Here is a 12813-nt window from a genome sequence, read left to right on the forward strand (position 1 = left end):
TTAGCGGGCGGGTTCAGGAGACGGGCCGGAACGGGTCGTGCTCGGCCAGGATCTTCTCCAGGCGCGCCTGGTCGACCCGGCTGACGATCTGGTCGGCCTCCTGGCGGTCCCTGACCACCTTGGCCAGGGTGAACGCCGAGGTCGTCAGGTACAGGACGGACACGGCGAGGAAGGCGCGGATCCACCCGCTGACGTCGAGGCTGTAGATGCCGACCGAGGTCGCGCCGAGGGCCACGGCGAACGACGCGACGGCCTGGCCGTAGTAGGCGGTGGTGCTCTGCTGCTTGACGGGAGTCTCACTCATGGCCACAGCCTGGCCCGTGGACGCCGCCGCCACATCCGCTCGCGTACTCACCTCCCGTACTCAGGCCCCGTACGCGACCCCGGTGCGCGACGTCCGTGCTCAGAACGCGGAGACGCCCGTCAGCGCGCGGCCGATGACGAGTTTCTGGATCTGGCTGGTGCCCTCGTAGAGCGTCATGACGCGGGCGTCGCGCAGCAGTTTGCCCGCCGGGTACTCGTCTATGTAGCCGTAGCCGCCGAAGACCTGGAGGGCGTTGTTGGCGGCGCGGACGGCGGCCTCGGAGGCGAACAGCTTGGCCTTGGAGGACTCCGTGGCGAAGGGCAGCCCCCGGTCGATCAGGTCGGCGACCCGCCAGGTGAGCAGGCGCGCCGCGTCGACGTCCACCGCGATGTCGCTGAGCAGCTCCTGCACCAGCTGGTGGTGGGCGATGGCCTTGCCGAACTGCTCGCGCTCGCCCGCGTACTTCACCGCGGCGTCCAGGGCGGCCTGCGCGATGCCCACGCAGCCGGCGGCCACCGACATGCGCCCCTTGGCGAGGGCGGACATGGCGACGGAGAAGCCCTTGCCCTCGGGCGCCAGCATGGCCGAGGCCGGGACGCGCACGTCCTCCAGGACCAGCTCGGCGGTGGCCTGGCCGCGCAGCCCGAGCTTGCCGTGCACGGTGCGGCGGCCGAGCCCGGGGGTGTCGGTGGGCACGAGGAAGGCGGAGACGCCCTTGTGTCCCGGGGTGTCGTTCGTGCGGGCGAACAGGAGCACGACGTCGGCCCAGGTGCCGTTCGTGATGAACATCTTGGCGCCGTTGACCACGTAGTCGTCGCCGTCGCGCACGGCCCTGGTGGTGAGGTTGCCCGCGTCGGAGCCGGTGCCGGGCTCGGTGAGCCCGAAGCAGCCGACGTACTCCCCCGAGGTGAGCCCGGGGAGCCACTGCCGCTTCTGCGCCTCGCCGCCCCAGGCCGCGATGGTCTTGGCGACGAGGCCGAGCGAGACGGAGACGATGCCGCGCACGGAGGAGTCGCCGCGGCCCAGCTCCTCGGTCACCAGGCAGTACGCGAGATGGTCGCCGCCCGAGCCGCCGTACTCCTCGTCGATGGTGAGCCCCAGGAAGCCGACCTCGCCGAGCTTTTTCACCAGCGCCCGGTCGACGCTCTCCGCGCGGTCCCACTCGACGACGTGCGGGGTGACCTCCCGCGCGACGAAGTCCTCGGCCAGCCGCCGGACCGCGCTCTGCTCCTCGCTGAGCTCCAGGTTCATCGTGGGCACCTCTTCGCGTCGGGTTACGTCGGGCCACGGCGAGTTACGTCGGGTAACGACAGAATTAAATTAGCAGTGCTAGTTTCCCGTGGCAGCCCTACTATGTGCCGCATGGCCCGACCGCGCAAGCCCCTCCTCAGCCGAGAACGCATCGTCGAGACGGCGCGCGCCCTCGTGGACACCGAGGGGCTCGCCGCCGTCTCCACGCGCCGCCTCGCCGCGGAACTGGGCGTCAGCGGGCCGTCCCTGTACAACCACTTCCGCACCAAGGACCAGATCCTGGAGGCGGTCGCCGACTCGGTGAGCGCCCAGGTCGACCTGTCGATGTTCGACGCCGCGGACGGGCGCGACTGGCGTACGGCCCTGCACGACTGGGCGGTCTCCTACCGGGCCGCGCTCACCGAGCACCCGAACATCGTCCCGGTGCTGGCCCGCGGCCCCGGCCGCCGCCCGGCCGGACTGCGGCTCGCGGACGCGGTCTTCGGCGCCATGGTCGACGCGGGCTGGCCGGCCGCGCAGGCCACGTCGATCGGCGCGCTGATGCGGTACTTCATCATGGGCTCGGCGCTCGGCTCCTTCGCCGGCGGCTTCGTGGACGACGAGAGCGCGTACGACCCGGCGGACTACCCGCACCTCGGCCAGGCCCATCTGCTCGCCGAACGCCAGCAGGTCGTCGACGAGCGGGCGTTCACGGCGGGCCTCACGGCCCTGCTGGACGGGCTCGCGCTCCAGTACGACCAGGTGGGCACCGGCCGGACGGCCGATGCCTGACCCGCGTCACTCCGTCACGATGCGCTCCACCGCCGCCGCGACGAGCGCCTCGCGCTCGGCCTCGGTGAGCACGCCCGGCAGGGTCAGCTGCTCCAGGATCAGCCAGTTGAACGCGAGGTAGAGCAGGCGCACGGCCGTCGCGTCGCCGGGCAGCCCGGAGGCCTCGTGGTAGGCGAGATTGGCGTCGAGGTCGGCCCGGACCCGCTCGGTGAGCACCGCCCGCAGACCCGGGCGCCGGACGGACTCCAGGCGCAGTTCGAGCAGGGCCAGATAGCCGGTGCGAAAGCCGCTGACCCGGCCCACGACCTCGCGCATCAGCTCCGCGTACGTCTCCTTGTCCCGCTTGGCCGTGCGTTGGCGCTCGATCTCCTCGGCGCCGGGCCGCAGCCGTTCGTAGACGCGGGCGCCCGCCTGGGTCAGCAGGTCGTCGCGGTTGGCGAAGTAGTTGGAGGCGGTGCCCGCGGGCACCGCGGCCGCCGTGTCGACCGCCCGGAAGGTCAGCCCCCGGGCGCCTTCCGCGGCCAGCACCTCGATGGCGGCGTCGACCAGGGCCGCACGCCGCTCGTCGTTCCTGCGCACCACTGACACCACTCCATTCGAAGTACTACGACACAAGCACTACAGCGACAGTACTACAGGTGGGGGCAGGGCGGTGGGGCCCGGGTGCCGCACCCCTGGCTGTAACCTGCATCCGTTCTGGTGGCACAACAGGGACGTGACACGGGAGTTGGCCGTGGGGCAAGCGACGGACGCGCCGGACGCCGGGGGCCCGGCGCAGGCCTCGGCGGTGGCTTCCACCGCCGCGGGGCGGGTGATCGGACCCGCGCGCGCAGGCGGTTTCGCCGTGCCGCTGCTGCGGGGCCACGCGCAGGTCACCTTCCTGCCGAGCGCCGCCGCCGGCGCGCTCTTCGTCCTCGCGCTCTCGGCCGCGAGCTGGGAGTACGGCCTCTACGGCCTGCTGGGCACCGCCGTCGGCACGGGCGCCGCGCGACTCCTCGGCGTCGACCGCGACCGGGTGGAGAGCGGCCTCGAAGGGTTCAACGCCTGCCTGACCTCGCTCAGTTGCGCGGTCCTCCTCGGCCCGCGCCACCTGTCGACGGCGCTGCTGGCGATCGCGGGCTGCGTGGTCGTCACCGTCGTGACCGCCGCCGTGACACGGCTCCTCGGCGCCTGCGGGCTGCCGTCGCTCACCCTGCCGTTCTGCCTGGTCGCGAGCGCCACGGCCCTCGCCGCGCCCGCCTTCCGCCGCCTCTGGCACCACGGCGAGGGACTCGCGGCGCTCGCCGGCCCCGCGACGGGCCCGACCGCGCCCCGGCCGGACCAGCTGGCCCGCGGCTTCCTCGCCGGCTTCGCGCAGATCTTCCTCATGCCGCAGTGGTACGTCGGCGCCCTGCTGCTCGCCGGTCTCCTGATCGCCGGCCGGCGCGCGGCGGCCGTGGCCTGCCTCGGCAGCGCCACCGGGATCGCCACGGCGTGGGCGCTCGGCGCGCCCGCCGGGCGGATCGCCGACGGCACGGCGGGATACAACGCCGTGCTCGTCGCCCTGGCGCTGTGCGGCGTCTTCCTGCCCGTGCGGGCGGCGACACTCGCGTACGCGCTGGTGGGCGCCGCCGCCGCGACGGCGCTCGGCCCGTCGGTGTCGGCGCTCTTCGCACCGTCCGGCGGGCACGCCTTCACCTGGCCGTTCGTCCTGACCACGCTCGTGTTCCTGGCGGCGGCCAGGTCCTTCCCGCGCCTGGGCGCGCCGGGCGGGTGAGGGGCGGCGGCCGATGCCTCGGCGTCAGAAGACGACCAGCGCCCGGCCGCCCTTGCCCGCGAGCATGTGCTCGAAGGCCGCCGGGATGCCGTCCAGGGTGATGCGGTCGGTCACCAGCGCGCTCAGGTCCAGGCGCCCCGCCCGGATGTGCTCGGCGAGCACCGGGAGGTCGAGCGCGGGATCGCAGTTGCCGTAGACGCAGCCCGACAGGGTCCTGCCCCAGTGGAAGAGCTCCAGGGCGTTGAAGGTGACCTGCTGGTCCTTGCCGCCGATGCCGACCACCGTGGTGCGTCCGCCGCGCCGCGTGGACTCCCAGGCCGTGCGGATCGTCACCGCGCGGCCCACGCACTCCACGGCCACGTCGACGCCGTTCCCGCCGGTGAGCCCCCGGATGTCGCGCGCGGTGGTCTGCGAGGCCACGACGTAGTCGGTGGCGCCCGCCGAGCGCGCCAGCTGCTCCTTGTCCGGGGACACGTCGACGGCGATGATCTGCGCGGCACCGGCGATGCGGGCGGCCTGGAGCGTGGCGAGACCGACCCCGCCGACCCCGTACACGGCGACGCTCTCGCCCGCGCGCACCTTCGCCGAGTGGTGCACGGCGCCGTACCCGGTCAGGACGGCGCAGCCGAGGAGGGCCGCGTCGGTGAGCGGGACGCCGTCCGGCACAGGCAGCAGGCAGTCGGCGGCCACCACCGTCTCCTCGGCGAACGCGGCGACGTTCAGGCCCGGGTGCAGGTCCGTGCCGTCCGGCCGCCTGGCGTAGACGTCGGCGGCGCCCGCGAGGGCGTTCGCGCAGAGCCACACCTCGCCGAGCGAGCAGGCGTGACAACCGCCGCAGGACGGCGCCCAGTTCAGGACGACGCCGGCGCCGGGGGCGACCCCGGTGACGCCCTCGCCGACGGAGACGACGGTGCCGGCGCCCTCGTGGCCGAGGACGGCGGGCACCGGGACCCGCATGGTGCCGTTGGACAGGGACAGGTCGGAGTGGCAGACCCCGGCGGCGGCGAGGCGGACCCGGACCTGGCCGGGGCCCGGCTGCGGCAGCTCGATGTCGGCGATCTCCAGCGGGGAGCCGACGGCGGGGAGGATGGCGGCGCGGACCACGTTCACGTACTCCTTGGGGAGGCTGGCGGGCTCGGGCGGACGGGCGGCCCCAGGGGGCCGGGGGTCAGAACTGGAGGGACTTCGTCTGGAGGTACTCCGCGAGGCCGTGCGCGCCCAGCTCCCTGCCGACGCCCGACTGCTTGTAACCGCCGAAGGGGGCCAGCGGGTTGAACCGGCCGCCGTTGATGTCGACCTGGCCGGTGTCCATGCGGCGGGCGAAGGCGACGGCCTCGGCGTCGTCGGCCGCCCAGACGGCGCCCGCGAGGCCGTACACGGTGCCGTTGGCGATGCGCAGGGCGTCCTCCTCGTCCTCGTAGCGCAGGAGGCAGAGCACCGGGCCGAAGATCTCCTCCTGGGCGACGGTCATCTCCGGGGTGACGTCGGCGAAGACGGTCGGCTGGACGAAGTAGCCCCGCTCGCGCGGCGCCTCGGGGCCGCCCGCCACGAGCCGGGCGCCCTCCGCGATCCCCTTCTCGATGTAGCCGCGCACCCGCTCGTGCTGCTTGGCGTTGACGACGGGGCCGATGCGGGAGCCGTACTTGGCCGCCGCCTGCGCCGCCAGCTCCACGGCCTCGTCGTAGCGGTCGGTGTGCACCAGCATGCGGGTCCAGGCGCTGCACGTCTGGCCGGAGTTGGACATCACGTTGGCGACGCCGACGCCGACGGCCTTGGCGAGGTCGGCGCTCGGCAGGATGACGTTGGCGGACTTGCCGCCGAGTTCCAGGGCGACGCGCTTGACGGCCGCGCCGGCGGTGGCGCCGATGCGCCTGCCGACGGCCGTGGAGCCGGTGAACGACACGAGGTCCACGCCCTCGTGCTCGGCGAGCGCCTGTCCGGCGACCGGGCCGAGGCCGGTGACGAGGTTGAACACGCCGGCGGGTACGCCCGCCTCGTGCACGGCCTCGGCGAAGAGCTGGGCGGTGAGCGGGGTGTCCTCGGCGGGCTTGAGCACCACGGTGCAGCCCGCGGCGAGCGCGGGGGCCACCTTGTTGACGATCTGGTGGAGGGGGTAGTTCCAGGGGGTGATCGCGCCGACCACGCCGACCGGCTCCAGGTAGACGGTGGAGTTGCCCACCTTCTCCTCGAAGGGGTGGCTCGCGGCCAGTTCGGCGTACGAGCCGCAGACGGCGACCGGCACACCGGCGTGCACCGCCTCCGCGAACGCCTGCGGGGCGCCCAGCTCGGCGGACACGACCCCAACGATCTCGTCCTTGCGGGCCACCAGCCGGTCCCGGAGGGCGCCGATCCGCGCGGCGCGCTCGGCGGGCGGCGTGGCGGCCCAGCCGGGCAGCGCGGCGCGGGCGGCGCGCACCGCGGCGTCGACGTCCTGCGCGGTGCCGGCCGGCACCTCCGCGATGGCTCGCTCGTCGGCGGGGTCGACGACCGTGATCGTGTCGGTGCCCGCGGCCGGACGCCAGGCACCGTCGATGTACATGCCGTCGTGGGCCCTGTACATGCCGTCGTTGGCCTTCATCGCATTCCTCCAGGTTGTCGTCCGCCCTACAAACTAGCGCTGATAGTTTTCGGGCACCAGGGGGTACCGGCACCCTCGGGGGCGCCCGGCGGTATTCGGGACGGGCCGGGAGCGTGGCCGGTTCCCGGGCCGTCAGCGGCGGTTGTTGAGGCGGGCCGCCCGGCGGGTCAAGTGGTCGCGCTCCGCGAGGTTGGGAGCCTGCCCGGCCGCTTGCGCGTACAGCCGGGCCGCCGTGCCGAGGTCCCCGTCGCGCTCGTGGAGGTAGGCCGCCACGGCGGTGTACCGGGGCAGGGAGTCGTCCAGGGCCGCGAGCGCGGCGAGACCCGCGCGCGGTCCGTCGGCCTCACCGACGGCGACGGCGCGGTTCAGCCGGACGACGGGGCTGTCGGTCAGCCGGACCAGCTCGTCGTACCACTCGACGATCTGCACCCAGTCGGTCTCCTCGGCGGTCGGCGCGTCGGCGTGCAGGGCGGCGACGGCGGCCTGGGCCTGGAACTCGCCCAGCCGGTCCCGGGCGAGGGCCGCCTGGAGGATCGCGACGCCCTCGGCGATCGCCGCCGTGTCCCACCGCCCCCGGTCCTGCTCGGCGAGCGGCACCAGGGCGCCGTCGGGCGCGGTGCGGGCGGCGCGCCGGGCGTGGTGGAGCAGCATGAGGGCGAGCAGGCCCGCCACCTCGGGGTGGTCGATGGCGGCCGCGAGCTGCCGGGTGAGCCGGATGGCCTCGGCGGCGAGGTCGACGTCGCCGGAGTAGCCCTCGTTGAAGACGAGGTAGAGGACGCGCAGCACGGTGGCGACGTCGCCGGGCCGGTCGAACCGCACCGTGGAGACGGTCCGCTTGGCGCGGCTGATCCGCTGGGCCATCGTCGCCTCGGGCACCAGGTAGGCGCGGGCGATCTGCCGGGTGGTGAGCCCGCCGACGGCGCGCAGCGTGAGGGCGACGGCCGACGACGGGGTCAGCGACGGGTGGGCGCACAGGAAGTACAGCTGGAGCGTGTCGTCCGCGCCGGGGGCGGGCCCGGGGGCCGGCTCCTCCTCGACGCGGCCCTCGCGGCGCCGGCGGGCGGTGTCCGCCCGCGCCGCGTCGAGGAACTTGCGCCAGGCCGTGGTGATCAGCCACCCCTTCGGCTCGCTCGGGGGGTTGTCGGGCCAGACGCGGACCGCCTCCACCAGCGCGTCCTGCACCGCGTCCTCGGCCGCCGCGAAGTCGGCTCCGCGGCGGACGAGGACGGTCAGGACGCTCGGTGTGAGGCTCCTCAGCAGGGCCTCGTCCATCGGTGACGTCACTCCGTGATGGTGGGCGGGGCGGTCAGGAACGGGCGGACCTCCAGCCATTCGTGGATCGGCCTGCCGCCCGCGCCGGGGGCGGCCGACAGCTCGCCGGCCAGCTCTACGGCGCGCTCGTAGGTGTCGACGTCGATGATCATCCAGCCCGCGATGAGGTCCTTGGTCTCGGCGAACGGGCCGTCGGTGACCGGCGGGCGCCCTTCGCCGTCGTAACGCACCCAGGCTCCCTCGGGGGCGAGCGCCTGACCGTCGACGAACTCGCCGGTCTTCTCCAGGCGGTCCGCGAAGTCGCCCATGTACCGCATGTGCGCGGAGACCTCCTCGGGCGTCCACCGGTCCATGGGGACGTCGTTGACGGGGGCCGGGGCGCCTCGGTAGTGCTTCAACAGCAGGTACTTGGCCATGGTGTGCTCCTCGGTGCTCGTGCGCCCATTGTGGTCGCGTTCACCCCGGGGACGGAGCCGGACGCGGGTTCTCGACATCGCGGGCGAAGTTTTTTTTCCGGGATCACGAAGCGCCGCCCCGCCGGGCCACGGGACACCACGCACGAAGCGCCGCCAAAGATGACATTCACGGTGACGTCGGCCGGAGTTTGATTTCCGTTGCGTGACATACGCATGACAAGGCGTCCGGGCTCTTGATCTACCCCGCGCGGAGCGGACACGCTGCTGCTCGCGACGGGAGCGGCCCCGCACCGCTCCCTTCCGTGTGTGCGACCCCGCACACGCCCCCCACCGTCGCGACGCCCCCACCCGGGCGCCACCCATGAGGAGGACCCCCTCGTAATGGCTACGCTCCGCAGCAAGAAGACGGTGATCGCCGCGGCGATCTCGACCGCCGCCGTCGCCGTCCTCGGCACGGTCACCGCCCTGCCCGCCCAGGCCGCCCCCACCGCGGGCACCGTGATCGCGGCGGGCTCCCCCGACGCGGTCGACGGCAGCTACATCGTCACCCTCAAGAAGAGTTCGGGGCTGAAGGCCGCGACGCACCAGGGCAAGGGCCTCATAGCCGAGTACGGCGGCTCGGTGACGAAGACCTTCAGATCCGCCCTCAACGGCTACGCCGTGAAGCTGAGCGCGGGGCAGGCCAGGCGGCTGGCCGCCGACCCGGCGGTCGCCTCCGTCGAGCAGAACCGGCGGATCTCCGCCGACGCGACGCAGACCGGCGCCCCCTGGGGCCTGGACCGCATCGACCAGGCCAACCTGCCCCTGAACGGCGCCTACACCTACCCGGACACCGCCGGTTCCGGCGTCACCGCGTACGTGATCGACACCGGCGTACGCATCACGCACACGGAGATCAGCGGCCGCGCGGTCAACGGCTACGACGCCGTGGACGGCGACACCACCGCCCAGGACGGCAACGGTCACGGCACGCACGTCGCCACGACCATCGCGGGCAAGACGTACGGCGTCGCCAAGAAGGCGAGGATCGTCGCCGTGCGCGTGCTCGACGACAACGGCTCCGGCACCACCGCCGGCGTCATCGCGGGCATCGACTGGGTGACCGGCAACCACGCCGCGGGCGCCCCGGCCGTGGCCAACATGTCGCTCGGCGGCGGCGCCTCCACGTCGCTGGACAACGCGGTGAAGAACTCCATCGCCGACGGCGTCACCTACGCCGTCGCGGCGGGCAACGAGGGCGTCAACGCCTCCAGTTCCTCCCCGGCCCGGGTCCCCGCGGCCATCACGGTGGGCGCGACGGGCAGCAACGACGCCCGGGCGAGCTGGTCCAACTACGGCTCGGTCCTGGACGTCTTCGCGCCCGGCGTCTCCATCAAGGCGGGCTGGAACACCGGCGACACGGCGACCAACACCATCTCCGGTACGTCGATGGCCACGCCGCACGTCGCGGGCGCCGCGGCGGTCTACCTCGCGGGCCACACCTCGGCCACGCCGGCGCAGGTCTCCTCCGCCCTGGTGAACGGGGCCACGCCGAGTGTCGTGACCAGCCCCGGGTCCGGTTCCCCCAACCGGCTCCTCAAGATCGTCCAGTGACGCAGCGGCCCGCGGGGACGGTTGACCGTCCATCCCCGTCCCCGCGGGTCGTTCGTGGCCGGCCGCGCCGTTCCCCGCGCCCCTTCGGGCACTTGCCTCAGGGACGTGGGGAGCGTGCGGTCAACGTCGCCGCCAGGAGGAGCAGGCCTCCCAGCAGCACGAAAGGCGCCGCCACCCCCGCGATACCCGCGACCAGGCCCGCCGAGGCCGGTGCGGCCACCTGGCCCAGGCGGTTGCCGGTGAGACGCAGCGCCAGGGCCGTCGAGCGGGCGCCGTCCGGGGCCGCCCGGACGACGGTCGTCATGGAGAGCGGCTGGCCCACGCCGAGGCAGAAGCCGAGCGCGGCGAGCATCAGGGCAAGGCCCCACACCGGTACGGGCAGCGCCATGCCCGCGCAGAGCAGCCCACCCAGCAGGCAGGTGCCGGTGAGCAGGACGGTCCTGCCGAGCAGGCGGATCATCGGGCTCATCACCAGGCGGCAGGCGATGGTCGACGCCGCCCGCAGACTCAGGAGCAGCCCGACGGTGGCGGGGGCGATGCCACGGTGCTCGCCGACCACCGGCAGGTAGGCGGTCAGGACGTCCGTCGCGGACAGCACGGCGAGGCTGACGAAGATGCCGGCGGGCACGCCACGGGCGCGCAGGATGGCCGGCACCGGCACCCGCTCGGCGCGCTGCACGGAACGCACCGGCCGGACGTGCTCGATGCGCCACAGCGAGGTCAGGGAGACCGCGCCGACCGCCGCCGAGACGAGCAGGGCCAGCGCACTGGTGCGGCCCATGTCCGCGCCGATCAGGGCGCCCGCCGCGATCGGCCCGATCAGCTGGCCGAGCGAGGCGCCGATGGTGAAGTGCCCGAAGTCGCGGTCCTGTTCGTCGGGCGCCGACTGCCGGGCGACGATCGACTGGGCGCCGATCACGAAGCAGAGGTGGCCGAGCCCCAGCACGCCGCTCCACGCGGCCATCGCGGCGAGCGATCCCGCCGTGCCGCTGAGCGCGCAGCCGCCGGAGATCAGGACGACGCCGAGGGGCAGCAGCGGCGCGCACCGCCCGTGGTCGGTCCGGCGCCCGAGGGGGACGGCGGCGAAGAGCGGGAGCAGCGCGTAGACGCCCGCGACGACGCCGACGGCCCGCTCGTCGGCGCCCAGCGAGAGCGCCCGGTAGGAGACGGCGGGCCGCGCCATCGACACCGCCCCCTGGGCGAAGCCGAAGGCGATGACGAGACGGAGCAGCCACCCCCTGCCCCCGGGCCCGGGTGACGCGTGGGGCATCAGATGATGCCGAAGAGGATTCCGGCACCGAGCACCACGAGCGAGGTGAGCACGGCCCACTTGACGGTGAACCGCGTGTGGTCGCCGAACTCGACCTTGGCCATCCCGACGAGCACGTACACGGCGGGCACCAGCGGGCTCGACATGTGCAGCGCCTGGCCGACGATGGAGGCGCGGGCGATCTCCAGGGTGGAGACGCCGTGGGCCTGCCCGGCCTCGGCGAGGACCGGCAGGACGCCGAAGTAGAAGCCGTCGTTGGACATGAAGTAGGTCAGCGGGATCGACAGCAGGCCGGTCACCAGGCCCATGTGCGGGCCCATGCCCTCGGGGACGGCGTCGACGAGCCAGTCGGCCATGTGGTCGACCATGCCGGTGCCGGTGAGGACGCCGGTGAAGACGGCGGCGGCGAAGACCATGCCGGTGACGTTGAGGACGTTCTCCGCGTGGGCGGCGATCCGGGCCTTCTGGTCGGGCATGTGCGGGAAGTTGACCGTGAGGGCGAGCGCGGCGCCGAGCAGGAAGAGCACCGGGATCGGCAGCCACTCCATGATCATGGCGGTGAGCAGCAGGACGGTCAGGCCCGCGTTGAACCAGTAGAGCCGGGGGCGCAGGGTGGGACGGTTCGGATCGAGCCCCTGGAGACCGTCGTCCTCGGAGACCGCGGTGTCTTTGGAGTCCTCGCAGGCCTTGGACACCTTGGAGTCCCCCGAGGCCTTGGAGACCTCGGAGTGCCCGGGGTCCTCGGCAGACGTGGTCACCGTGTCGGCGCCGGTGCCGGTGCCGCCGGCGGACTTCTCGGTGAGTGGCGTCCGCTCGTCACCGCCGCCCGCGCCCACCAGGACCGTCTCGCCAGCCGCCTCCTTCTCCAGCACCTCGTCCAGCGAGAGCACGCCGAGCCGCCCCCGCTCGCGCAGCCCCAGTGCGTACGACAGGACGAAGACGGCGACCAGGCCCACGGCGAGGGCCGGGATCATGGGGACGAAGATGTCGCCCGCGTCGACCTTCAGGGCGGTCGCGGCGCGGGCCGTCGGGCCGCCCCAGGGCAGGGTGTTCATGACGCCGTTGGCGGTGGCGGCGACACCGGTCATCACGACCAGGCTCATCTTGAGCCGCTTGTACAGCGGGTACATCGCCGAGACCGTGATCATGAACGTGGTCGAGCCGTCGCCGTCCAGCGAGACGATCGCGGCGAGGACGGCGGTGCCGACCACGATGCGCAGCGGGTCCGCCTTGCAGAAGCGCAGGATGCCCCGGACGACCGGGTCGAACAGGCCGACGTCGATCATGACGCCGAAGTACACGATGGCGAACATGAGCATGGCCGCCGTGGGCGCCAGATTGCCGACGCCGTCGAGGACGTAGTCCCCGAGCCGGGCTCCCTTGCCCACGAACACGCAGAACAGCGCGGGGATCAGCACCAGCGCCGCGATCGGCGACATCTTCTTCATCATGATCAGCACCAGGAAGGTGGCGATCATGACGAATCCGAGGATTGTCAGCATGGGGGGCTACCTCACGTTCACCATCGAACTCCCACCAGGTCTGGCGGTCCGGATGACGTTAGGACCCGCTCTCCCGCGTTAACAAGATGTTGACGCGCGA

General features: G+C 73.3%; 12 protein-coding genes. 3 read left to right on the forward strand and 9 right to left on the reverse strand.

Translation table 11 applies throughout. The features are described 5' to 3' along the window. Nucleotides 1-13 precede the first annotated feature (13 nt). Together ABZ385_RS28245 and ABZ385_RS28250 are read right to left on the reverse strand one after the other, a co-directional pair. A complete protein-coding gene (locus ABZ385_RS28245; RefSeq protein WP_358581139.1) occupies nucleotides 14-304 on the reverse strand; it encodes a YiaA/YiaB family inner membrane protein in 291 nt (96 codons plus the stop codon). 99 nt (nucleotides 305-403) lie between these two features. After that, complete coding sequence (locus ABZ385_RS28250) at nucleotides 404-1555, reverse strand: acyl-CoA dehydrogenase family protein (RefSeq protein ID WP_358913700.1); 1152 nt, start codon at nucleotides 1553-1555, stop codon at nucleotides 404-406. Nucleotides 1556-1666: 111 nt separating this feature from the next. On the opposite strand from ABZ385_RS28250, the gene ABZ385_RS28255 reads away from it, so the two are divergent. Continuing rightward, complete coding sequence (locus ABZ385_RS28255; RefSeq protein WP_358913701.1) at nucleotides 1667-2326, forward strand: TetR/AcrR family transcriptional regulator; 660 nt, start codon at nucleotides 1667-1669, stop codon at nucleotides 2324-2326. Between the two features lie 6 nt (nucleotides 2327-2332). Here the strand turns inward: ABZ385_RS28255 and ABZ385_RS28260 are convergent, their stop codons facing one another. Then, complete coding sequence (locus ABZ385_RS28260) at nucleotides 2333-2908, reverse strand: TetR family transcriptional regulator (protein WP_358913702.1); 576 nt, start codon at nucleotides 2906-2908, stop codon at nucleotides 2333-2335. 151 nt (nucleotides 2909-3059) lie between these two features. On the opposite strand from ABZ385_RS28260, the gene ABZ385_RS28265 reads away from it, so the two are divergent. Further along, the gene (locus tag ABZ385_RS28265; protein WP_358913703.1) at nucleotides 3060-4082 is read left to right on the forward strand and encodes an urea transporter; all 1023 of its coding nucleotides are present in this window, start codon (nucleotides 3060-3062) and stop codon (nucleotides 4080-4082) included. A 24-nt stretch (nucleotides 4083-4106) separates the two neighbouring features. On the opposite strand, the gene ABZ385_RS28270 is transcribed toward ABZ385_RS28265, so the two are convergent. From ABZ385_RS28270 to ABZ385_RS28285, 4 genes are all read right to left on the reverse strand, one after another. Beyond that, a complete protein-coding gene (locus ABZ385_RS28270) occupies nucleotides 4107-5186 on the reverse strand; it encodes a Zn-dependent alcohol dehydrogenase (RefSeq protein ID WP_358913730.1) in 1080 nt (359 codons plus the stop codon). Nucleotides 5187-5250: 64 nt separating this feature from the next. Then, nucleotides 5251-6642 carry an aldehyde dehydrogenase family protein gene (locus ABZ385_RS28275; RefSeq protein WP_358913731.1) on the reverse strand — a complete coding sequence of 464 codons (1392 nt, stop codon included), beginning with the start codon at nucleotides 6640-6642 and terminating at the stop codon, nucleotides 5251-5253. Between the two features lie 150 nt (nucleotides 6643-6792). Then, a complete protein-coding gene (locus ABZ385_RS28280) occupies nucleotides 6793-7932 on the reverse strand; it encodes a DUF6596 domain-containing protein (RefSeq protein ID WP_358581255.1) in 1140 nt (379 codons plus the stop codon). Between the two features lie 8 nt (nucleotides 7933-7940). After that, on the reverse strand, nucleotides 7941-8348 hold the full coding sequence (locus ABZ385_RS28285) for a YciI family protein (RefSeq protein WP_358581129.1): 408 nt from the start codon (nucleotides 8346-8348) through the stop codon (nucleotides 7941-7943). A gap of 381 nt (nucleotides 8349-8729) precedes the next feature. Between ABZ385_RS28285 and ABZ385_RS28290 the strand changes: the two genes are divergently transcribed. Then, complete coding sequence (locus ABZ385_RS28290; RefSeq protein WP_358581126.1) at nucleotides 8730-9941, forward strand: S8 family peptidase; 1212 nt, start codon at nucleotides 8730-8732, stop codon at nucleotides 9939-9941. Between the two features lie 97 nt (nucleotides 9942-10038). Here ABZ385_RS28290 and ABZ385_RS28295 read toward each other — a convergent pair whose 3' ends face one another. After that, on the reverse strand, nucleotides 10039-11211 hold the full coding sequence (locus tag ABZ385_RS28295; RefSeq protein WP_358581124.1) for an MFS transporter: 1173 nt from the start codon (nucleotides 11209-11211) through the stop codon (nucleotides 10039-10041). After that, on the reverse strand, nucleotides 11211-12713 hold the full coding sequence (locus ABZ385_RS28300) for a citrate:proton symporter (RefSeq protein ID WP_358581123.1): 1503 nt from the start codon (nucleotides 12711-12713) through the stop codon (nucleotides 11211-11213). The genes ABZ385_RS28295 and ABZ385_RS28300 overlap by 1 nt, the downstream gene beginning before the upstream one ends. Between the last annotated feature and the right edge of the window lie 100 nt (nucleotides 12714-12813).

The organism is Streptomyces sp. NPDC005898, assembly GCF_040629635.1.
In the GTDB taxonomy this organism is placed as follows: Bacteria; Actinomycetota; Actinomycetes; order Streptomycetales; family Streptomycetaceae; genus Streptomyces.

Coding starts and splice junctions, on each gene's coding strand:
- ABZ385_RS28255 (WP_358913701.1), top strand. CDS start 1,667: ATGGCCCGACCGCGCAAGCCCCTCCTCAGCCGAGAACGCATCGTCGAG.
- ABZ385_RS28285 (WP_358581129.1), bottom strand. CDS start 8,348: ATGGCCAAGTACCTGCTGTTGAAGCACTACCGAGGCGCCCCGGCCCCC.
- ABZ385_RS28290 (WP_358581126.1), top strand. CDS start 8,730: ATGGCTACGCTCCGCAGCAAGAAGACGGTGATCGCCGCGGCGATCTCG.
- ABZ385_RS28280 (WP_358581255.1), bottom strand. CDS start 7,932: ATGGACGAGGCCCTGCTGAGGAGCCTCACACCGAGCGTCCTGACCGTC.
- ABZ385_RS28245 (WP_358581139.1), bottom strand. CDS start 304: ATGAGTGAGACTCCCGTCAAGCAGCAGAGCACCACCGCCTACTACGGC.
- ABZ385_RS28300 (WP_358581123.1), bottom strand. CDS start 12,713: ATGCTGACAATCCTCGGATTCGTCATGATCGCCACCTTCCTGGTGCTG.
- ABZ385_RS28275 (WP_358913731.1), bottom strand. CDS start 6,642: ATGTACAGGGCCCACGACGGCATGTACATCGACGGTGCCTGGCGTCCG.
- ABZ385_RS28295 (WP_358581124.1), bottom strand. CDS start 11,211: ATGCCCCACGCGTCACCCGGGCCCGGGGGCAGGGGGTGGCTGCTCCGT.
- ABZ385_RS28250 (WP_358913700.1), bottom strand. CDS start 1,555: ATGAACCTGGAGCTCAGCGAGGAGCAGAGCGCGGTCCGGCGGCTGGCC.